Raw genomic sequence first — 22292 nt, 5'->3', positions numbered from 1 at the left:
GAATTGATCTGAATCAGTCTGCTTCTTAAATTTTAAAATTTCTTATATCGTATTTAAAATTCACCATTAGGTATTGGCCCAAGACGTTGGTCTGTAGATCTTCTGTATAATAGTCCGTTACATTTCTCGAAATGGCACTGTTTTGATTGAGTAAATCGAAAACCGTTAAGCCAATCTCACCACGATCGTCTTTAAACACTTTTTTGCCCAAGCTAAAGTTCCATAAAAGGTAGTTTTGATCATATCCTTCTCCCAGACCTCGGTACATAGAATGATTGAGTTCGTTTCTAAATACCCAACCATCGGTGATAATCCAATCCCATTTCAATTTTGTACTTTGATTGTAATAATTGGTATTGGAAACAGATTGCAAAGTGTTCTTAGCAAAATTGTAAGATGTTCTAGACGACAAAGTAAAATCCATTCGCTCACTCACATTGGAAGAAAGTGTTAGACCAAGTCCCATGCTGGTGTTTTTGGAATAATTCAGCACTTCGTTGATCAAACTTGGGCTATGAGTATAGCTACTCGAAAGATCTATATTCAAATTTGACTTGATCTGAGTTATCGGAAAACCATAAGTAAGTATAGAACGCAAAGTATAATACCCACTTAGATTCACAGGCACGGTAATCTGAGCACTAGAAGCCAAATCTGCATCGTAATCTGATGCCGAGGAATAAGTAGAGTTCCCAATATATTGATTATCGATAGTCGCCGCCAAACGGGCAAAAAACACTGCAGATTTTTCAGTAATGGTCTTGTTATAATGGGCAGACAAACTGTGCTGGTAACCTTGATCCAATAACGGATTCCCAGTAGTCAACTGAAGCGGATTGGAATTGTCAATCACGTCTTGCAACTCAGTAATCGAAGGCAAATCAGTTCTAGCTCGATAGGACAATCGAAATGTTTCTGTACGTGAAGGTCGATAGAATAAATTGGCCATAGGCAGTACATTCCAATAAACCACATCGTTGACAGACTCGTAAGGCAGTTGCTGTTCGGCCAACATATTGGACCATTGCACTCCACCTCTCACCATCATATGCCAGTCACCTTGTCTCAATTGATATCCAGTACCTAGGGTTTGACTCACATAATCACTAGAAAAAATATTGCTCAATTCATCGTTGTACAAGTCGTATTCCTGACTCGATTCTTCGTAATCGTAAGTAGATTGATTGCTCTCTTCCTGTTGATAGGCAAATCGATAATCAAACATCATTCGACCTTTATCACCCAGAGGTTCAGTATACTGAGCGTTGACTCCCATATTCCATTGTTGATTGTCCAAGGTAGTATGCTGTTGCAAAAGGTCTTCTACACCTTCAAAAATATTATTTGATGTCAGGTAACTATCTCCGATGGAAGGAGCTAGACCTTGAGTTAAATTAACGGAAAAAGTCCGCCCCATTTTTTCAAAGTTGTGTCTCCACAATAGATTATTGCTAATACTCAAAGCAGACAAATCAGCGGTAAATTCACTGGTATATTGACTCTCACTGAGATCTGGCCACATGGTTTGCCCAAATACATTTTCTATTCCATCATTGCCCTGCCAACTCAAATTTGATCTTAAAATCAATGAGTTTCTATCATTCATCTGGTAATCGATAACGGTTGAAAATCGATGGTTTTGATTCGTACTATTCGCAAAACTTTCCTCATCATACATTGAGGTTAACCCCTCTGCATCAAAATATTGCTGAGTCAAAAGCTGTTCGGTTAGATTATCGGTTTCGTTGAAAAAATAACTGGCAGAAACCTTCCATTTGTCATTCCATTCGTCCGTAAAATTAAAACCCAAGGCATTTGTAGAAGAAATACCCCCTTGTTGAGGTACTAAAAAATCACTGGTGGAACTACTCCCTCCAGGGCCGCCGCCTGGACCGCCACCTCCTGGGCCACCACCGCCACCTCTTCTTCCTCCTCGACTTCCAGAAGTTCCAATCACACCTAAAATATCATCAGAAGCAAAATTCTGTTGATTGATATTATTCGTCAATCCAATAATGGACAATCGCTGATCGCCATTAAATATATTGATATTCCCACCAGCAACGTATTTGTCCTCATATCCATATCCTCCATACACTTTTCCAAACTGCCCTGTATTTCTGTTGGACTTAGTAACGATATTGATAGTCTTAGTAGTCTCTCCATCGTCAAATCCAGTAAACTTAGCTTGGTCACTCAACTCGTCATACACCTGTATTTTTTCTATAACCTCAGCTGGCAAATTTCTCAATGCCGCTGTTGGATCGTTACCGAAAAACGGCTTGCCGTCTACCAATACCTTCTTTACATCTTCACCCTGTGCCTGTACTTGACCGTCTTCAATGACGATGGTCGGCATTTTTTCAATCAAATCTTCTGCTGAAGCATCGGGTAAGGTCTTATACGAACTGGCATTAAACTGGGTGGTATCGCCATTCTGCACTACCGACAATTGTTCTTTAACTACTCTTAATTCATCCAAATGCAAACCTTCCTTCAACTTGACAACACCGAGATTTACCACTTCACCTTTAATCACCACATCTTTATATATGGTTTCATAGCCTATATAGGATATTTGCATTTCATATCCTCCTTCTTTCAACCCCTCTATGCGGAAGGATCCGTCCTGATCTGATATCCCAGATCCGAGATAAGCATCGCTCTTCAACACTATATGTGCACCAATTAAGCCAGATTGGTCATCTGCATCTACCAGCTGACCGACCAATGTCGATGTTTGAGCCATAACGGTCATGGCCATTAATTGAAAAAACATACCGAACAATAGGATCTTTTTCATTATAAAAAATTTAGAAGCAAAAAAATATTTCCAATCTGACTTAATTAAGTACATCTGTATTCAAAAATTAATGTGAATCGTCTCTAACGATTTCCTCTTCCTCCGCGAGAAGGTCGTTGCTTGGCAGCCATTTCCTTATAGCTTGCCAGTTGTTCCTCACTCAATATTTTGGCATATTCAGCTTCTTTTTCAGCTTGAATGGTCTGCATAGTTTCACGCATGGCCTCCCGATCATCTTTTCCACTTTCTCTAGCCGTTTTCATTTTCTCGGCAAAGCTGGCATTGATCTCCTTTATATCGGCCACTTGACCTTCGTCCAGATCCAAATTTTCGACCATTCTTTCCAATTGTTTTTCTTCTCTTTCTTCAGGAGACATATTGCCTCTTTGCTGCGCGTGAACGGCAAATTGTAATCCTAAAAAACACAAAGTGATTGCTAAACTCTTGATTGATAATTTCATTTTTATTGATTTTATATTGATTAATTAAATACTTTTTATTTCGATTTGACATCGAACCATGAGTCGAAGCGGTTCTATTATTTATGCGGGAACCACTTCATAAATCTGGCTACCATTAGCCAGTAAAATGGGTTTATAATACACATCTTGATATCTATAGAATATTTGGTTGTGAATTCGCGTCTTTGCATACCCCAAAGGCAAGGCTGGAATACGGATTCCAATAGGAGGACTTACAACCACATATCCTCCCCTATATGGTTGATAAAATAGTCCATTGGAAAAATAATAATCCAGCTTGCCATGGTGTACAACAACGCTATTTCTCGGTAAGGCGGGAATACTTCTCGCCACAACATTTACGGCTCTAGGAGAAGCACTTTTCTGAACCACCGTCCGTTCCACCACTTGCACGGTTTGTACAGGATGATTTTTTCGAACTACCGTCTTCTCCACCACCTTTACAGATTTAGGAGATGGTTCTTTTTTAACTACTGTTTTTTCAACTACTTTGACACTTCGTTGAGCTATGGTTTGATTGACAGAAACGAATATGATAGCCAAGGCTAACAAACTGATACTCCATTGATTTTTCATAACTTATACATTTTTACATTATTAAAAACTACATCCAATTCATTTCCAATTGATTCCTTCGCCAAATGAGGAAGGTTATTTGATTTTCATGTCTGGACTTATACCAAATGCATTTGGTCTTATTGTGTATTAGCTTTTTTCATATTCTCTTTTTTATCTTCAGCCATCTTTAATAGATCTCAATGCCTACTTTTTATATATTTTTTAATTGCAATCGTCTCAGTATTGTATTGCGATTAATTCTGTTGTAAATATGAAGTGAATGGACCATCGATTCAAAGATTTTCAATCAACCTCATCATTGCACCGATAAAGAGTAGATTCTTATCTATATCACTTATTTTCTTGCAGAATAGAAAGTTATTGAGACATTTATGGGATTGATAGATAAGACATGGCCATTGGTTGACAATACTTTTGAATAAATAAATAAAGCATTCATCTTTGTAAAATGACAGGCAGTAAAAATTATAAATTGTTAGGCCAAATCCTTCTATGGTGGGCCGCTTGGTTTCTGGTAACCGTTCCATTGACCGACGGATTTGCATTTCCCGATTTTATGATTCGGCGAATAATAGTAACCTTTATAGGTATAGCGCTAGTCGTTGTGGTCAATGAAAAATATTTACTCCCCAAATTATACTTTAAGAAAAAGCCTATATTATTTATTTTTGGCGCAATGGCTCTTCTCTTCTTCACGGTATTGTTACTTTTCCATGAAGTATGGCCATGGGCAGAAGATATTAGCAAATTCCCTGTTCACAGAGATGGAGGAAACAGAAGACGCCCGATTTTATTGAGTATGAAATGGATGGCCCGAACATTGCCATTTTTAATTGCTTGGCTGGGCAATACCCTTATAGAAATCAGTCGATATGCCAACAGAAAGGAAAAGGAAGCCATTCGATTGGACAAAGAGCGGTTAGAAACCGAGCTTAAATTTCTTAAATCACAGATCAATCCACATTTTTTGTTTAATGCGTTGAATAACATTTATAGTTTATCCATTGTCCAAGCACCGCAAACCCCTGACAGCGTAATGCAATTGTCTGAGATCTTGCGCTATATGGTTTACGATGCCAATGAAGAAAAGGTAGCCCTAAGCAATGAAGTCAATTACATCGAAAATTTTGTTAATTTGGTATTGCTAAAAGATAGCCAGGGCATGGATGTTAAATTAAACCTCCATATCAATCATCCCAATTATATGATTGCCCCTTTGTTATTTATTCCTTTTGTAGAAAATGCCTTTAAACACAGTAAGATCGAAGATCAATTAAATGGATTTATCAGAATAAATTTTGAAACCCAAGAGAATAAAATTATGCTTAATGTAGTCAACAGCTTACCTAAACAAGCATATACCGTAGACAAAGTAGGCGGAGTGGGTTTAGAAAATATCAAAAAAAGGCTACACCTCCTCTACCCAGGAAATCTTCACGACTTAAATATTGTAAAAACAGAGGATGAATTTCGAGTGAATCTAAAACTAATAGTGCGATGAAAATAATTAATTGCCTTATTGTAGACGATGAAGAACCCGCTCGCAATTTAATAGAGCACTATATCGGCAAATTGCCGCACTTAACAGTAGTTGGCAAGTGTCGAAATCCTATCGAAGCTCTGCAATATTTGCAAAGCAATCAAATTGATTTAATTTTCCTAGACATTCAAATGCCAGAACTTACAGGAGTAGAGTTTTTAAAGACCTTATCCGTTAAGCCCCTTGTGGTATTTACTACGGCATATAAAGAATATGCCTTGGAAAGTTACGAGCTCGATGTAGTAGACTACTTGTTAAAGCCCTTTCGTTTTGAGCGGTTTTTACAAGCGGTCAACAAGGCTGGAAAATTACTCGAAAATCAGGACAAAGTCAGTGAAATTCCTGAACAATCAAAGATTCAATCGGATGAAGTTCCAGAGAAAGACTATGTTTTAGTCAAATCAGAATTTAAGGTTTTTAGAATATTCTACAGCGATATTTTATACATCGAAAGCATGAAAGAATATGTGGCCTTCCACACCGAAGGACATCGATTATTGTCCCTCAATTCCCTTAAAAAATTAGAACAAGAATTGCCGGCTGATCAATTTATCAGAATACATAAATCTTATATTGCACCCATCCATCGCATTACAGCCTTGGAGGGCAACATGGTACATATTGCCAATAAAAAACTTCCCATAGGAGCCAGCTACAAAGAGGAAGTCATGAAGCGAGTGTTTTAATTTCAAAGAAAACTGTCCTATCGAGAAAACCGAGTCCAAAATCACGGCACACCTGTTATACAATCCAACGACAGTAACATTTATTTACTTTTTGTTGAAATCATCACTAATATCACTACAAGGCCTAATCTCTAGATAATAAAATGATAAAGGCCGAACATCAATGTGATGTTCGGCCTTTATTGGCTGTGAGAGTAGGAATCGAACCTACACAGAGCGGTTAGCTGAGATACAATTTCAGTGGTCAACCCTAGACTTAAATCTAAAGAAAAAGCCATTATATCTAGTTTATTCCGTGATCTCCACCCTCGAGACAAGAGGGCACGGCTGCCTATTTCGTCACCTCACAGTATGTTATTAAATAACCATCTTATTGATTACGTTGACAAATATACAATAAACTAAGTAAGAAATTCAAATAATAATAAGAAAAAGATTAATTATATACAATATTGCTATTATAATAGCCTTATTATTGAAATATTTATAATCAACACCTAAAATTAAGTACGAAAATTAATTATTTCGCAATCGAATATAATATAGAATATTAAATCACCAACCAGCCTTAAACAACACTCAAAAAGAATAAAAATTGCATTCAAGGCAAAAAACCAACAAAAACACATCTAAAGAGCATTTATCTATAGCCAGGCGTTCAAAAAAAAAGGGGAGCAATCTGCCCCCCTAAACCAATCGCGGATGCTATCCACATCGCATCCAATACTTATACCAATTGCGGTTATAATTGTCGGTTATATTTAGATTAGCCTCGTCTAACATCAAATACCTTCAAAATCTTAACCGACATTACAAATCACATTTGGTATTAAAGACCTATATAAAATAGATAGCATTGCCTCTTATATCAATTGCGTTTTATAAAATCTATCTTCGATCAGGTCTACAAGTCTCTCTAAGGGCTTTGATTTCCTCAGCAGACGCCAATTCCTGCACTGTTCCATCAGCCAAAGTCACCGAAATAGGATATACCAATTCGGGTTGACCTTCCTCATCTTCACCGGCAGTCTCCTTCCATGCTTTTAATCCCTCCAATACTTCACTGCCACTATCATAGGCGACCTCACTGCCATCGGGAAAAGCAAATGAAATCGGATAGACAAAAGTAAAACACGAATCAAGGCTTATTTTATCTCTTATCTTATCTTTAATTCCCTTTCCTGCTCGCTTACCTTTACGACCAAAGGGCTTACATTCTGCTATTAAAGCTTTAAACTCTTCGGCACTGGCAATTTCCGATTCGGTTTCATCATCCAATATCACAGATATAGGATACACCAACTCAGGCCATGTTTCATATTCGCCAATATTGGCTCTTCTCCATTCCAATAAAGAAGATCTCATGGTATCTACATCATCAAATGTTGCAGTAGTTCCATCGGGAAAATTCATGGACAAGGGAAATACGAGGTCAAAACACGAACTAGCACACATGTCATTAATTTGCCCCTCGGCCAATTCTTCATCGGTTAGCGTGAGATCCTCAGTTGTATTGACGACGCCCTCGGTACACGAAATCATTAATAGGGAAAGCATTAATGCAAAAAAACTCAATTTGGATAAATTCATAATTAGTATTTTTTTAGATAGATTGAATAAATGTTCATGGAGATAAAGACAGCACTTTAGATTTTGTACTCAGTTTCCCAAAAAAAAATTTAAAAAAATATTATTCCTTTAGAAAATTTCCATTGAGATAGCCTAGTTTTAATCAAGTATGAATAAAGACTGGAACCATATAAGAAGGGGCGACAATCAAGCATTAAAAAGAGTATATGAATCTCATATACAATTGCTACTGGCCTATGGTCAGAAATTTTCCAAGGATACCAACCTTGTCGAAGATGCCATTCAAGAAATATTTACCAGTATATGGACAAACCGCGAAAACCTGAGCGAAGTCCAAAGCATAAAGGCCTACCTCATGTCGAGTTTGAAACGAAAAATCATTAGAAAAGTTAATTCATCTTATCACAACCGTGTCGATTCTACTGATGAAAACTATATTTTTGATGCAGCCATCTATATTGACGATGAAAATGTCAATGATGAAAATCAAGAGAAAATTGCCATACTTAAATCCAAAATCGACCAACTCAGTCATCGACAAAAGGAAATTATCTACCTCAAATACTTTGAAGGCATGGACTATGAGGAAATTGCTCAGATCATGAATATGCAATACCAGTCAGTTCGAAACCTCTATAGCCGAGCAATTTCAGCCCTACGAACACTGATTTCTATAATTCTAATCATTTTATTTTCAAAAATGATTACATATAGCCAACTGTGGTCTCTATTACTTGTAAACATCACATTATGAAGAATCTGACAAATATCACAGTATTGGCGATTTTTATTTCACTCACCGGCTGTTATGAAGACGATATCATTGCCGACTCTCTTGTGGAATCTCCCGACGAAATCCAGTCCTATTTCAAAGCCTTCGAGGAAGAAGCCCTCCAGCGCGGTCTCAATTACGATGTAGATTCAAAAAATATATATGGAGAATTTGCTGACCTCCCCGACAATACGGTAGGTCAATGTAGTTATTCTCCGGATCAACCCAGAAAAATCACCCTCGACCAAAATTATTGGAATCGAGCCAGTGAGCTTGAAAAAGAATATCTTGTGTTCCACGAATTGGGACATTGTTACCTCGAGAAATTACACAATGACAACAAAAACGAATTCGGCGCCTGTGTAAGCATTATGAATAGTGGGACTTCGGACTGTAGAAACATCTACAATTCGCGAAATAGATCGGAATTCATCGATGAATTGTTCGATATAAAATAGAAGGGAATGAATAAAAACTATACCATTGAAGAATTAATATCAGACAAATCTTTTAAAAGCTTTGTCCTACAATCCAACCCCGAAGATGTAGCCAAATGGCAATCGATTATACATGACCAACCTCATCAAAAAGAGATATTTGAAGAAGCACAACTCATTGTTGCGCATTTAAAAATAGAAACTCCCAATATAGACCCCAATGCCCCGGCTGCCATATGGGAAAAAATTAACCAGAACATAGAAGTTCATCAACCATCGAAAACTAGGAAACTTATATACTGGACCTCTATTGCCGCTTCCCTACTACTACTTATCTACCTAGGAATCAATACATTGTTTTACAACACCACCTTCTATACCGCCCAAGGCCAAACCCAATTAGTCAGTCTTCCAGACAATAGTACAGTATTGCTCAACAGTGAATCTTCTATTTCTTTCAATAAACGCAACTGGAATTTAGATCGTCGAGTAGATTTAAGTGGAGAAGCCTACTTCAATGTAGCCAAAGGATCTGACTTTACCGTAGATAGCAAACAGGGTAGTACCAAAGTATTGGGAACCACCTTTACCGTCTATGCCCGACAAGAAAATTACATCGTTCGATGCTATACAGGCAAAGTAAGTGTTCAAGTCAATAAAAATGACAACATCTTACTTCCAGGAGAAATGTATTCGACCTTCTACAACAATGCTAAAACCACTTTCGACACGGCAGCTCAATCACAATGGATGAATGGTTTTTTCCGTTTTGATAATATGCCTGTAGAAGAAGTGTTCGCAGAAATGGAAAGACAATACAAGGTAAACATCGAAATACCCGAACATTTAAAACATATGAAATATACTGGGTTTTTCGAACGCAATGACCTTGAAAAAGCTTTATCAAATGTCTGTTGGCCTTTAAATTTACAGTATGTTATCCATGGCAATCGCGTAACCATTAAAAATGTAGATGAATAAAAACCTTATATCCTATATTTCTTTTGTACTACTCCTCCATACTAATGTCTCTTTTGCCCAGTCCACTGACTATGCATTTGAAATGACAATAGAAGACAGCCGCCAATTATCCGATGTATTACATCAACTCGAATCGACCTATCAACTACTTTTCGCCTATGACAACACCTTGGTCGACTCCATCAGACTAAGCCATCATCACATTCGGGAAAACGATTTTAATGCTTTTTTAAAAGCCATTCTCGCCAATACCAATTTAGAATTTAAGAAAAAAGGTAAAGAAATTCTATTGCGAGAAATTCCTCATTCGAAATCTCAAGTTATTTCGGGACAAATATTGGCCCCCGATGGTTCTGCCCTACCCTTTGCCACCATTCGATTGATGAACAGTCATTATGGTTGCTATGCCGATACCCAAGGTCAATTCACTTTAAATACCGACAAAAGTGCTGAAGGATACATTGAAATTTCCTACGTGGGGTACTCCCCCCTCATTGTAAAGCTCTCTAAAAGTACTAAAATCGATCTGGAACACATCGTCCTACAGCCCAAACAAGAATACATATCTGGCATGATCATTGTCGATCAGTCCTTCGATCTTGCCGACGACCAATCAGGTCTCAAAAAAAGAAATTCCGATAGTACATCTCAATTCTTAGACATCGATGGCGATCTTGTCCGAGACATAAAAAGATTACCCGGCATCACGGCGCACAAAGATCAGGCGTCTGGGATTCAGATTAGAGGTGGCGATGCCGATGAGAGCTTAATAAGTCTCGATGGCATAACCCTGTGGACGGCTCAACACATGGTCGGACTTTTTTCAAATATCAACTCTGAGTATATTGACGACTATCAGATTTACAAAACCGTATTTCCATCCATTTACGGAGGAAAAACCTCTGGAGTGGTGGCCTTTCAAACCGACAATATAATTCAGTCCAATTTTAATACCACCATCAACATTGGCCTGCTCACTTCCGATATTACCACAACCATTCCCATCACCGATAAACTAAAAGTCTTATTTTCCGCTCGCAAAACTACATCAGACTTTGTAACTGATCCCTCCTACGATTTATTGGCCCAAAAATCCATTACTCCAAGAATTAAATCCAACTTATCTGATGAAGATTATGCCCAAGCTTTTCAACCTGACTATTCTTTTCAAGATTATTTTGGAAAATTATATTGGCAAATAAATAGAAAAAATCAGTTACAATTTTCTTACTTCAATGCTGTAGACAATTACGGTTACCGCTCTAACAACAGCCAAACTAGAGGAAGAGTCAACGGACTGGTCAGTTTCAATATAGAAGAAACCATCGGGGAATCGGGAAGGTGGAAAAACAATGGATACTCATTGCAATACCTCAGTGAATGGTCTCCACAACTCACTTTCAAATCTCTTTACACCGAAAGTAAATTGTCGTCGAATACAGACTTTATCAATGAATTCAGCTTTCGGTCGGAAAACAGAGATGACGTAATGATTACCAATAACCGATCTCTTTCGAATACCATATTGTCGAGAAAATTTCAATCAGAGATTGAAATTATCCGTAAGCGCCATAAAAAACTATCCCTAGGTATGGAAATCGAGTCACTAAAGGCCAACAGCGACAATCTGGGTCAAGATAAATTACTCCATCAAACGGCCAATATATTCTCCATCTTTGGTGAATACCACTACAACATCAGTGATCGATGGAAGCTATACACCGGTCTGCGTCTCAGTCAATACCAGGTCAACTCCAGCCTTCATTTTTCACCGCGACTTCAACTTTCCTACCAACTCAACGACGAAATTATACTGTCTACGGGATATGGCAACTATCACCAATTTGCCCAACTGATCGAAAATGAAGATCTCTCTGGTAAGTCTACTCCTTATTGGGTGCTAGCCGATGAAGAAAACATTAATATTGCCCACGCACATCAGTGGTCGACAAAAATCATGTGGTCCAAACCTAAATGGTCGGCTACAATAGAAGGTTTTTACAAGTCGGTATCCAATACTGCACAGAATTTATTAATCGAATACCAACTCGATTTAAATCTCCCCAACGCATTGCCCCAGAGCTCAAAAGCCTTGATCAATGGTCAAGACAAAATTCAGGGTATCGACATACAATTGAACTATAATGGGAAAAAATTTAGAACGAGCAACACCTATACCTTGTCTCAAAAGGTCAACGAAATATCACTTTTCCACCGAGACCTAAGCTATCCTGACAAAGAAGATAGCCGGCATCAATGGAAAACCATAGTCGATTATTTTCCCAGTCAAAAAATCAAATTATTCGCGGCCTATGTCTTTGCCAGCGGCAATCCATACATCGATTTAGCGTCAATCACACAACGCGGAAATCCCATCCGAAACAGCTATGACTACCATCAATTTTTATCCTCCCTACCCAATTATCATCGATTTGATCTAGGTGGGGGTTATTTGTTTAAGGTCAAAAATGTAAATATGGAAGTTGGCCTCAATGTCTTCAATCTCTTCAACAGACAAAACTTAGACTATATTCAATACAGTTCAAGACCGAACTCCACTGCATTGAGGAGTGATATTATTGCCACAGAAGTTCACCAGCTGGGCCAAACGACCAATGTATACCTCAAATTGAAATTTTAATATTGAGCAGTGGAAGATACAAATCATTGAATGGATTCTTATAATCCAATACTTTGATTTACTGTGAATTCAGATCAAATATGGCCTCCACGGGATAATGATCAGAGATATAATCATTGTCCTCTCCATTGTGAATGATTACATTCTTACAATATGGACTCAGTTCTTTGCTACATAAGATATAATCAATTCGCTCAGGCGTACGTCCGATATTACCAGCCGTTCGCCATACACCGATTAGAATAGGTGTGGGAAATGAAAATCGATTATGTAAAGGCACATAATGTTCAGTTACATCTATCAATGGAAATGATAAGAATTTAGACATTACACTATAATCTAATCGACCGTTCACTGTGTTTCTATTGAAACTACCCTTTGCTTTATTCATTCTATCTCCTTTTTGGTATTTAGCCACCAATTCAGGATTTTGATTATACAGTTCACCATCGAATGGGGAATGTGAATTAAAATCTCCTAAAACTATGTATTTATCGGTAGTCAATCTTACGGAATCGACGATACTTTCAATTCTATGGGCCTCATTTAACCGATATTTCCAATCCGATGGGCTGAGATGTATAACTAAAAAATCGACACCAAAGGTACGACAATGAATTACCGAATTGGCCAATCCCTTTTCTGAATATATCTTAATAACTTCTATGGGCTTTCTAGAAGTCAATGCTACACCACCGGATTTAACGAAGTAATTATGCTCCCATCTCTTACTGTCCTCTTGCAACATGGCTTCACTACCATAAAACTCTTGCAATCCAATCACATCAGCTTGTTGTTGATCCAACCACTGTACACATGAATCTCTTCTTCCTTTTCCGTATGTAGCTTCATTTCCCAAGCCCTCTAATACATTGTAAGTAATGACCTTCATATCACTTTGTGCACCTAAACTTAGACAGGTAAACAATACAATAATGGTAAATATATTTTTCATTTTCATTGAACTTTAAAAATTAATAGGATAATCCAATGGCTAGATTTTTAATGATGAATAAACAACACTCTTTATGCCATTGACTACAAAAATAACCATTAGGGTGATTGAAAACTGGGATCAAACCACCCTAGCGGCATTGATTACATTTTTTTATTAAACTACCATCCAGGTGATTGTTCCAAATTGGGATTAATGGTCAGTGCTTCCGAATTAATAGGATAATAATACATTTTCAAGTCATCATCCGACCAATTTGGTTGCCTTTCTATATAGGGCAAAACATAGCCTATTCTACTGCCCTCGGGAAGAGGATTTCCATCTTTATCTCCCAATATCACATTGGTTTTATTGCTTCCATCTTCATTGTATTCAATTGCTGGACGCTGATCCAAATCGATATATGCACCTAAAATAGGCTTACCGAAATAACTCGCTTTTTTCCATCGAAGGATATCATCGTATCTACTTCCTTCCAACATTGTCTCCACCCTTCTTTCTCTGCGAATTTCCCATAAAAGATTTGAAATCTCAGGTGCATATTCAAGTCGTTTAGGGTCTTCGAAACTATTCACCCACTCCATAGTGAAGGCGGGCATGCCCACTCGATTCCGCAACAGATTAATACTCTTATCTAATACTGCATTATCGCACTCGCCCAACTCTGCTTTGGCTTCGGCATAGTTCAACAATATCATTTTATAAGTATACAGGGGAGCGTCTAAGGTTCCATTGACATCGTCTACCGGGGTATCCAAACTCCACCACTTGTAAAGGGGGTAACCGGTAGGATTGGAGATCCCAGATTCTCCGATAAGGGCAGGAGAATAGCTGGGAGTAGTCAATGCACCTACATCCATCACCAAAGGATCATTTTGGGGAGGATTATTTTCATCAAATGGGACCAGTAAAGTAGCCTTCATTCTCGGATCTCTATTTTTAAATTCATCATTGATCAAAACAGGTAAACCAGCCTTGGCATTTGGTTGTAAATCACTGACACCATAAGGAAGTCCGTCACTGCAAAGAAAACTTTCAACAGCATTCTTTGTCGCACCATAATAATCTCTCACACCTAGCAATCTAGCTTGAACATTGACTATCACACCCAATTCGTATTGCTTATAAAAGATGACCTCAGGGTTTCCAGCTAAGTCCACAGACGAATAGATCGATCTAAAATCGTCGGCCAAAGCGTATTTATTTGAATTTAGAATAGCCTCCGAAGCGATAACGCTTTCCCTTAGCCACATATCACTGTCACTCAATCCCAGCTCAGTGTGATATTTTCTAAAACTGCCCTCAAACAAGCAAATCTCAGATTTGATAGCCAAAGCTACATCCCTATTAATAAGGTTTACACCAGCATCGGTTCGAATATTTTCCACTGCAAATTGTAAATCCTCCAACACCTTATTCATCACAGTAGAACGTGAATCTTGTTTCATAAAAAGTTCAGGACTTTCTGTTCCCAACTCCTGATCTATCCATGGTACATCGCCAAAATTGACTACTTTGGAAAAATACTCACGAGCCCGAAGTAATCTACCGACGCCTTCCCAGTGCAATTTTGACTCTGCATCTAAATCTGCATTTCTTGCCTCGCGAATCATTATATTACAAGATCTCAAATAACTCCATGACCAAGCTCCTCCAGTATTGGGAACCGTTCTTCGATCAAATATTAAACTACTTTGGACCTGGTTTCCCGCCACCACTTCATCGTTGTCTAAAGATATTGGTCGTGCATTGCCTACTCCAAAGCCATAAAAATTATATAGTCCTAGGGAAAAAGTCTGAAAATCCCCATCAGTATTCCAAAAATTTTCATTCGTCACTTGATCTTTGGGTATTTTCTCTAAGTATTCATCATTACACGAAAATGATAGGATGATAATAAAGGTAAATATGATTATGTTTTTCATTGTTTGAATCTTTATGGATATAAATTAGAAAGTAACTGTTGCCCCAACAGAAATATCTTTGGCTAATGGAAAGGTATAACTTGAACCAAGCTCTGGATCCATTCCTTTGGGCAAACCAGACAAAAGAAATAAGTTTTCGGCCGTACAATAAATGCTTACATTCTCTATCTTAATTTTCTTTAGAATATTTTGGGGAAGGGAATATCCGAGTTTAACCATTTTCAATCTCATATATGCTGCATTGAGCAAATATTTCGTCTGAGTTTGTTTGTTATAACTTCTGTCATCAGGTCGGGGATAAAAAGCATCGGTGTTTTCAGCCGTCCAATAATCCAATGTATGAGTAAATATAGACTCATAGGAAGATCCTGCCGTAAACCCAAAAGCTCCGCTAGTCCACAAATCCTTTTTAGCCACTCCTTGTAGAAAAATAGATAAATCCAATTGTTTAAATCTACCACCCAGTCGAATACCATATTGATATCGAGATCTCGAATTCCCAATCACCTTAAGATCACCGTGATCATCCAAAGTATATTCTCCGCGATCTAGGACACCATCATCATTGAGATCCTTGTACTTCACGTCACCGGGATAAGGTATTCTATTACTGAAAATAAAATCTTGTGTGGGTAAACCATCTACATAATTTCGATTTCCATCCACATCAGTCGTAAAATCATTGGCCTGAAACAATCTATCGGTTTCATATCCCCATATTTCTCCTATCTCTTTGCCTACATATAAACTGCCCAAATATTGAGTAGGATTTTCGTATTTTGTAATCTCAGCCTTATCATCGTATAGGATCAATCCAATATTGTAAGAAAAATTTGAATTGATTTTATCATTCCAATTAAGACTCAATTCCCAGCCCTTGACCTTTAAATCGGCAGCATTTTCTCGCGGCACCGAAGTCCCCAACAAAGTTGGTAAAACCTGTCCTGCTGTCAACATGCCTTGGGTTTCTCTTTGATAAATCTCAGCATTAGCTTCCAATCGGTTTCTAAAGAATCCCAAATCTATACCGACATTGGAGATATTAACCTTTTCCCAAGTATATGAGTCACTTACCAAACCCCCAGCACTAATATATAAGGGGCGCTCACCATTTTGAATCCAATTGGCCGTTCCCGTCCCCATAAATGGCAAATAAGAATAAGCCCCAACCGATTGATTGGCCTGAGAACCATATGATGCTCTCAACTTAAACATATCCAACCATTCCTTCGCACCATTGAAGAAGGACTCCTCTGAAAGAATCCAACCCACTGAGGCCGATGGAGAAAATATAAATCTATTGTCTTTTTGAAATCTTGAAGATCCATCATATCGACCGACGGTTTCAAACAAATATTTACCCGCCAAAGCATAGTTGAACCGATACAATCCCGATCGAGTCGCCCATTCGGTAATATCGTCACTTACACTGGAATTGCCCGTAGCCAAACTCAATGCTGGCACATCATCTGAAATCAATTTTTGTCTTTCAGCATAATACGAACTTATGATACTATTTTCCTGGTTATAACCAACCAAGACCTTAATATCGTGTTTGCCATTGAAGTTTTTGCTGTATTGCCCGGTAATATATAGGTTTTCATAGCTATCATCACTAGCTGTTTTTCTTAAACTATTGGGGTCATTCCGATATTTAAAAGTTACCCCAGGGCCACTGGTGGAATTCGCCATTTCATAAGTATTGATATGGTAGCTGTCGTCTTGTTTAATACTTCGAAAAGTATAATTGGCATTAATTGTAAATCCCTCAAACGGACTGACCTCAGAACGCAATTGAATATTGGCATTGTCGGTCGCATAGGTATTTTTTGCTCCTAATTCGATCATCGCTGGCGAAAATCCCCATGGGGCACCAGATACTTCATCGATACCAGTCTGCCAAAAGGTAGGCCTGAGATAAGAAACATCGTATAAATAACTGCTGTAATTAGGAATATACGGCATATTCTGAACGCCCTTGGTATAGCCAAGTGTAGTTCCCACACTGAGCCAATCATTGATTTCAGCATCAATCTTGGTCATTATATTTTTTCGAGAATACTTATCCTTGTCAAAAGCCAACACCCCATCTTGATTCATTAAACCTGCACTTAAAAAAAAGGTAGTCTTATCCGACCCACCAGACACAGAAAAATTATGTTGAGAAGACAGACTAGATTCCGTCATCAGTTCAATCATGTTATTGTTGTCTCCCAACGGATAGGCTACACCATCTACAATGGGTATTGAATTGGGCACATAATCGGCAGCTTCGTACAATCCAACCCAGGTGTCTACATTTCGCCCCCAATACCAGCCCGGGGTTCTACCTGCATTTTCCCATTGAATTCCTCCCACCTTAATCTGAGTTATGGGATCTACCTTATCCGGTAAGGTGGTCGGTCTCGTACTAGAAATATTATTGGTGTATTTCAATGTTAATTTGGAATTCTTTTTCCCCGATTTTGTAGTGATTAATATGACACCAAAGGCAGCTCGCGCTCCATAAATAGCCGCAGATGCCGCATCTTTAAGTACGGTTACACTTTCGATATCAGAAGGTGGAATTAGACTGGGATCCATTTCCGAACCATCCACTAATACCAGGGGAGAACCTCCATTAATCGATGTATACCCTCTTACATTAAAAGAATACCCTTCTCCCGGTATTCCATTGGATTGGCTAATAGTCAGTCCGGGAATCACTCCTTGCAATGCTTGTCCCAAAGATAAGACCGGTCTTTCATCAATAAAATCCTTGCTCTGTATTTGGGAAACCGCACCAGTTAGATTGACCTTTTTTTGTTTTCCATAACCCACTATGACCACCTCATCCAACATTTCTGAATCGGCAATCATTGTTATCTCAATCTTACTTCTGCCATCAACCGGAATTTCAATGGATTGATATCCTATATAACTAAATACTAAAGTGGCACTTTCGTCAATATTGGACAATGAAAATCTACCGTCCATATCTGTTGCTGTCCCTATTTGAGATCCTTTAATTCGCACGGTTACTCCGATCAATGGATTGCCACTATCGTCGATCACCATTCCCCCTACATTGATGATCAATCCCCTTAATTCTCTATAGGGATTGTCATAAAATTTCCTGAGTGGCAATCGATTCGTCGGTTCAATTAAATATTTTTCATCCTGAGAAAGGATTTCCTGCATATGAGCCATCATTTTTTTCATGGACCGTATGCCTTCGAGGTCTTTACTATATATGATCACAAACCTCTTATCAAATAATTTATAAAACAAATTCGTCCCTTCGAGAATATGGTCTATGGCCTCTTCCAAGGTATTGACCTTATTGGCATCGTAATGAACCGTTAAATTTTCTACCATTTCACGATCAAAGGAAAAATAAACGTCAAAACTTTTACTAATTTCCTTGATGGCTTCTAGGAATTTCATTTCCTGTGTATCCATAGGCGAATCCATAGCAGGCGACCATTTAACCATACACAGAAGAAATAAGAGCGATAAACTCCATTTCATTTGAGTAAACTTTTTTAATTTCATACTTTTAAATTTTTATGTTTAAATTATAGTTGAGAACCTGCCTCTGCCGTCGCAATCAGCTGGCAGGTCTCTCACATTCCTTGTTAGTTAGCTTTTCTTACCATATACACATTTCCATTTTCCTGCTCAATTCGCAGTCTCATGGTCAACTCAAAAGCTTGTTTTGTCGATTCCCAATCACCATATGGCACACCGAAATTCATCTTCTTATCCGCCAGTATACTATCTGGTATCTCGTATTGAAATCCGTATAATTGACTCACTTTATCTAGAATTTCATCAACGGACTTATCTTCAAAGTACAACACGCCTTTAGTCCAGCCCACTTCCTTTTCTCCATTGACAACATCATCCTTTTCCACCCTATCCCCATCTTTGGAATAACTAACTTTCTGTCCCGGAACCATATATAAAGTATCAGATATGGACTCCCTTCCCTGAAATCCAAGTTTTACCTTGCCTTCCTTTAGAAAAACTTCCGTTTTATCGCTTCGCGTCGAGACATTAAATGATGTACCCAAGACTTCTATTTCTAAATCATTAGTCTTAACCCTAAATTTTTGATTACCATTTAAATGCTTTACATCAAAATAGACTTCCCCATTAACCGAAACCTTCCGTATTCCCGTTTCTTCCCAGTTATTGTCCCAAGTAATATCAGAGTGAGCATTGAGTTCCACTATAGAACCATCGGGCAATTCCAGAGATATACGTTCACCAAAATCCGTAGAATAATAAGAGGTATTTTTTTGACTCGTTAACAGCAAAACACTGACGATTAATATCAACGCTCCTGCAGCTACCTTAGACCAAAAATGAATGATCTTGGTCTTATTATAATCATCCCTAATAGCAGTCTGAGTTTCACTGATGTGTTGTTGTAATTCATTACCTTTCAATTCAGTTTGGGGATTTTCCCAAATCGAATGCATTTCTTTTTCCAATAGCTTACCATCAGAATCTTGATTTACTAATGAATACCATTCCTTAAGCTCTTCTTGGGATATAGTCCTATCCACCAACTTCTGATAAAGTTGATGAATACGCGTATTAACCTTCCCTCCTTTTGAATTTTGGGACATAAAAAATTGTTGATTTTATAGGTTGAGTCTTATTCTCCCTCGATGTACTAGTTGAAATTTCTTTTTTTAATAAAAATATTTTTTACAATTTCTTAAAATTGAAAATTGATGAGTAATGTGTAGCTTTATGGTCATCAACACCATGATAGATCAATTAATTGAAACATATTATTCCCGCGTATATGCATTTGCATTGGTTCATGTGATATCAGAACATATCGCCAAGGATTTAACTCAAGATGTTTTTTTGCAATTAATAAAACGCGAAAAAGAGTTGGCTGCTATTGATGATATAGAAGCCTACATTTTTACAGTTACTAGGAATAGAACCTATAAATATTTCAAAAAAATTAAGAACAATCTCAATATACAAGAAGAAATATTGACGACTTATGATGAAAAATATGTTGACGTAGAAGAAAGTATTATCGCCAATGACTTAAAAGAAAAACTAAATACTTTTATCGATCGATTGCCTGATAGACAACGTGAAATCTATCGAATGAGTCGAGAAAAAGGTCTTTCATATAAAGAAATAGCTTCGGAATTGGATATTTCTCCCCATACCGTAAGAAACCATCTCGCTCAAACCTTAAAAACACTAAAACTCAATTACCACTTATTTCTTCTTGTAATTCTTTCCTTGTTTATTCTTCTTTAATCCAGTGAGGGAACCGGAGCCACTGTGCTCCAGCCTGACAACACTTCTATTCGAAAGCCAGAAATTTAAAATTATGTCGACCTTTCGGGACTTATTTCTATAATCCAAATAAGACAGGACTTCGTCATACCCTGAAATATATCGTCCTGTCAGGACTGCTTTTAAAGGAAATTTCCTCTCAGCTGAGACGCAATTACACTGCAAATCTCATTTGACAATGTTGGAAGACGCAAGGCATTGCCTATGTATCATAAAATAATCGAAATAAAACAGACAATGATTATTTCATTTTCATTTCCTACATTGAGAGACAATGGCAATGACATTATACCTGATTTATCACCATTAAAATGGAATAAAAATTTTATAAAAAAATAATTTTTTCTAAATCAGTCGTGATTAATATCCTTATTAAAATGCCCCCTCCATATCTTCTATCGAAATCTTCAACAAAGCTTGAGTGATCTGATTCAAACCATCCCTATCCCCTTTAAAATGATAGATTCTCTGCACATGGGTATAGGATTCTCCAACTTTCAAAGCCAAGGCCGGAGAAGAACTCTCCATTTCGTAAAATGGCCCCATTTGACTGCCATCTTCCAATGGACCGTCGTTGTAAGCATTTAGAGCGTCACCAGAATAGGGATCTTCTTGGAGTTCCCATGCCGAGTTGACATAACGATCATTGGCATTGACTTCTGCAATCTCCAAAATGGAAACCACCTCATTGGCGGCATCATAACTCCCCATAAATGAGGTAGCTCGTTGGGGAGAAATCCCTATCTTCCCACGACTCTTGCCATCGGCTTTAAAATAAACCGTATTCTCGTCGTTCTTTAATCGATCCGATGAGATAGCACCAAAATAATTATCGTTGACGGCTAGGCCCTTTTCTTCCAATGTGCCCGCTTGTATAGGCACAGCCACCGTTACTCCTGGTGAAGGCGTCATCATACTGAGCAACCAGATAGACAACAATCCACTTTCGGCCTCCCAGTTGGCTGATCCAATATTTTTAACGGAATTCGATGTCTGATAGCCCACTACATCAAGTCCATTCAATTTTACCTTTAAAAAATCCTCAATTGACTTTTCATCTAATAGTTTTACTTCACGTACGACATCGAGATCGAAAACATTCTTAGAATAATTTTCCAATTTCATCTGACGTTGAAAAACCACTCTGTCCTCGTGTTGCTCTAATACATTAAAAGCCTCGGTATCGATATCTGCTGGCACGTACCAATTTTCAAATTCAAAATCCACCTCTGGCTTAAAATATATAGAGTATTGTCCACCTTCTGGTCCCAACCAAAATCTCTCCTCTCCACCGACAGGATTAAAATGCTCCAAGACCTCGCCGGATTGAATTAAATCGTAATTCAACCATCCAAAACTTCGTCCAGACTTCCCTTCCAAAGTACTGGTCATCACCCTTCCCTGCAATTCGGGAGAGAGAATGATGGCCGCTTGACCATTGTCACTATATAATGTAATCAGTTGATTATAATATTTTGATAAAAATTCATGATCATATCCAAATGATCCTTTTTTAAAAGTTTGGGACATAATTTTACTATTTTCAGTTTTAGGGTTATTTCCATTACAGGCGAGAAATATACTA

The 22292-nt window shown here is 37.9% G+C and carries 16 protein-coding genes; 7 read left to right on the top strand and 9 right to left on the bottom strand.

Annotated features, from left to right (window positions below; genetic code table 11):
• Nucleotides 1–25: 25 nt before the first annotated feature.
• The 3 genes from LVD51_RS06035 to LVD51_RS06025 all read right to left on the bottom strand — a co-directional run bounded on the left by LVD51_RS06035 (nucleotide 26) and on the right by LVD51_RS06025 (nucleotide 3861).
• Nucleotides 26–2803 carry an outer membrane beta-barrel protein gene (locus LVD51_RS06035; protein WP_236970304.1) on the bottom strand — a complete coding sequence of 926 codons (2778 nt, stop codon included), beginning with the start codon at nucleotides 2801–2803 and terminating at the stop codon, nucleotides 26–28.
• A gap of 83 nt (nucleotides 2804–2886) precedes the next feature.
• Nucleotides 2887–3264, bottom strand: a complete 378-nt coding sequence (locus LVD51_RS06030; protein ID WP_236970303.1) for a DUF4890 domain-containing protein — start codon at nucleotides 3262–3264, stop codon at nucleotides 2887–2889.
• An 81-nt stretch (nucleotides 3265–3345) separates the two neighbouring features.
• Nucleotides 3346–3861, bottom strand: a complete 516-nt coding sequence (locus tag LVD51_RS06025; RefSeq protein WP_236970302.1) for a DUF6515 family protein — start codon at nucleotides 3859–3861, stop codon at nucleotides 3346–3348.
• A 451-nt stretch (nucleotides 3862–4312) separates the two neighbouring features.
• On the opposite strand from LVD51_RS06025, the gene LVD51_RS06020 reads away from it, so the two are divergent.
• Both LVD51_RS06020 and LVD51_RS06015 read left to right on the top strand, forming a co-directional pair.
• Complete coding sequence (locus tag LVD51_RS06020; protein WP_236970301.1) at nucleotides 4313–5365, top strand: sensor histidine kinase; 1053 nt, start codon at nucleotides 4313–4315, stop codon at nucleotides 5363–5365.
• Complete coding sequence (locus LVD51_RS06015; protein ID WP_236970300.1) at nucleotides 5362–6090, top strand: LytR/AlgR family response regulator transcription factor; 729 nt, start codon at nucleotides 5362–5364, stop codon at nucleotides 6088–6090. The genes LVD51_RS06020 and LVD51_RS06015 overlap by 4 nt, the downstream gene beginning before the upstream one ends.
• An 888-nt stretch (nucleotides 6091–6978) precedes the next feature.
• Here LVD51_RS06015 and LVD51_RS06010 read toward each other — a convergent pair.
• On the bottom strand, nucleotides 6979–7680 hold the full coding sequence (locus LVD51_RS06010; protein ID WP_236970299.1) for a hypothetical protein: 702 nt from the start codon (nucleotides 7678–7680) through the stop codon (nucleotides 6979–6981).
• Nucleotides 7681–7828: 148 nt separating this feature from the next.
• On the opposite strand from LVD51_RS06010, the gene LVD51_RS06005 reads away from it, so the two are divergent.
• From LVD51_RS06005 to LVD51_RS05990, 4 genes are read left to right on the top strand one after another with little or no spacing between them, the layout of a single operon-like run.
• Entirely contained in the window at nucleotides 7829–8434 is a 606-nt protein-coding gene (locus LVD51_RS06005) for an RNA polymerase sigma factor (protein ID WP_236970298.1), read from the top strand.
• A complete protein-coding gene (locus LVD51_RS06000; RefSeq protein WP_236970297.1) occupies nucleotides 8431–8910 on the top strand; it encodes a putative metallopeptidase in 480 nt (159 codons plus the stop codon). Before LVD51_RS06005 ends, LVD51_RS06000 begins: the two co-directional genes overlap by 4 nt.
• A 6-nt stretch (nucleotides 8911–8916) precedes the next feature.
• Nucleotides 8917–9870, top strand: coding sequence for a FecR family protein (locus LVD51_RS05995; protein WP_236970296.1), 954 nt, complete (start codon nucleotides 8917–8919; stop codon nucleotides 9868–9870).
• Nucleotides 9863–12511, top strand: a complete 2649-nt coding sequence (locus LVD51_RS05990) for a TonB-dependent receptor (RefSeq protein WP_236970295.1) — start codon at nucleotides 9863–9865, stop codon at nucleotides 12509–12511. The genes LVD51_RS05995 and LVD51_RS05990 overlap by 8 nt, the downstream gene beginning before the upstream one ends.
• A gap of 58 nt (nucleotides 12512–12569) precedes the next feature.
• Here the strand turns inward: LVD51_RS05990 and LVD51_RS05985 are convergent, their stop codons facing one another.
• The 4 genes from LVD51_RS05985 to LVD51_RS05970 form a co-directional block, all read right to left on the bottom strand.
• Nucleotides 12570–13466 carry an endonuclease/exonuclease/phosphatase family protein gene (locus LVD51_RS05985; RefSeq protein ID WP_236970294.1) on the bottom strand — a complete coding sequence of 299 codons (897 nt, stop codon included), beginning with the start codon at nucleotides 13464–13466 and terminating at the stop codon, nucleotides 12570–12572.
• A gap of 161 nt (nucleotides 13467–13627) precedes the next feature.
• Complete coding sequence (locus tag LVD51_RS05980; RefSeq protein ID WP_236970293.1) at nucleotides 13628–15391, bottom strand: RagB/SusD family nutrient uptake outer membrane protein; 1764 nt, start codon at nucleotides 15389–15391, stop codon at nucleotides 13628–13630.
• 24 nt (nucleotides 15392–15415) lie between these two features.
• Entirely contained in the window at nucleotides 15416–18925 is a 3510-nt protein-coding gene (locus LVD51_RS05975) for a SusC/RagA family TonB-linked outer membrane protein (protein WP_236970292.1), read from the bottom strand.
• Nucleotides 18926–19008: 83 nt separating this feature from the next.
• Entirely contained in the window at nucleotides 19009–20007 is a 999-nt protein-coding gene (locus LVD51_RS05970) for a FecR family protein (protein WP_236970291.1), read from the bottom strand.
• A gap of 115 nt (nucleotides 20008–20122) precedes the next feature.
• On the opposite strand from LVD51_RS05970, the gene LVD51_RS05965 reads away from it, so the two are divergent.
• Nucleotides 20123–20668, top strand: a complete 546-nt coding sequence (locus LVD51_RS05965; protein WP_236970290.1) for an RNA polymerase sigma-70 factor — start codon at nucleotides 20123–20125, stop codon at nucleotides 20666–20668.
• A 411-nt stretch (nucleotides 20669–21079) separates the two neighbouring features.
• Here LVD51_RS05965 and LVD51_RS05960 read toward each other — a convergent pair whose 3' ends face one another.
• Nucleotides 21080–22237 (bottom strand): DUF6786 family protein, encoded by a 1158-nt coding sequence (locus tag LVD51_RS05960; protein WP_236970289.1) that lies wholly within the window; start codon nucleotides 22235–22237, stop codon nucleotides 21080–21082.
• Nucleotides 22238–22292 lie beyond the last annotated feature (55 nt).

Source organism: Membranihabitans marinus (genome assembly GCF_021729155.1).
Classification (GTDB): domain Bacteria; phylum Bacteroidota; class Bacteroidia; order Chitinophagales; family Saprospiraceae; genus Membranihabitans; species Membranihabitans marinus.
The sequence above is the reverse complement of the archived record's forward strand: the minus strand, read 5'-3'. Positions and strand labels throughout refer to the sequence as shown.

Coding starts and splice junctions, on each gene's coding strand:
- LVD51_RS06005 (WP_236970298.1), top strand. CDS start 7,829: ATGAATAAAGACTGGAACCATATAAGAAGGGGCGACAATCAAGCATTA.
- LVD51_RS06030 (WP_236970303.1), bottom strand. CDS start 3,264: ATGAAATTATCAATCAAGAGTTTAGCAATCACTTTGTGTTTTTTAGGA.
- LVD51_RS06025 (WP_236970302.1), bottom strand. CDS start 3,861: ATGAAAAATCAATGGAGTATCAGTTTGTTAGCCTTGGCTATCATATTC.
- LVD51_RS05990 (WP_236970295.1), top strand. CDS start 9,863: ATGAATAAAAACCTTATATCCTATATTTCTTTTGTACTACTCCTCCAT.
- LVD51_RS06010 (WP_236970299.1), bottom strand. CDS start 7,680: ATGAATTTATCCAAATTGAGTTTTTTTGCATTAATGCTTTCCCTATTA.
- LVD51_RS06035 (WP_236970304.1), bottom strand. CDS start 2,803: ATGAAAAAGATCCTATTGTTCGGTATGTTTTTTCAATTAATGGCCATG.
- LVD51_RS05980 (WP_236970293.1), bottom strand. CDS start 15,391: ATGAAAAACATAATCATATTTACCTTTATTATCATCCTATCATTTTCG.
- LVD51_RS05985 (WP_236970294.1), bottom strand. CDS start 13,466: ATGAAAAATATATTTACCATTATTGTATTGTTTACCTGTCTAAGTTTA.
- LVD51_RS05960 (WP_236970289.1), bottom strand. CDS start 22,237: ATGTCCCAAACTTTTAAAAAAGGATCATTTGGATATGATCATGAATTT.
- LVD51_RS06020 (WP_236970301.1), top strand. CDS start 4,313: ATGACAGGCAGTAAAAATTATAAATTGTTAGGCCAAATCCTTCTATGG.
- LVD51_RS05995 (WP_236970296.1), top strand. CDS start 8,917: ATGAATAAAAACTATACCATTGAAGAATTAATATCAGACAAATCTTTT.
- LVD51_RS06015 (WP_236970300.1), top strand. CDS start 5,362: ATGAAAATAATTAATTGCCTTATTGTAGACGATGAAGAACCCGCTCGC.
- LVD51_RS05970 (WP_236970291.1), bottom strand. CDS start 20,007: ATGTCCCAAAATTCAAAAGGAGGGAAGGTTAATACGCGTATTCATCAA.
- LVD51_RS06000 (WP_236970297.1), top strand. CDS start 8,431: ATGAAGAATCTGACAAATATCACAGTATTGGCGATTTTTATTTCACTC.
- LVD51_RS05975 (WP_236970292.1), bottom strand. CDS start 18,925: ATGAAATTAAAAAAGTTTACTCAAATGAAATGGAGTTTATCGCTCTTA.
- LVD51_RS05965 (WP_236970290.1), top strand. CDS start 20,123: ATGTGTAGCTTTATGGTCATCAACACCATGATAGATCAATTAATTGAA.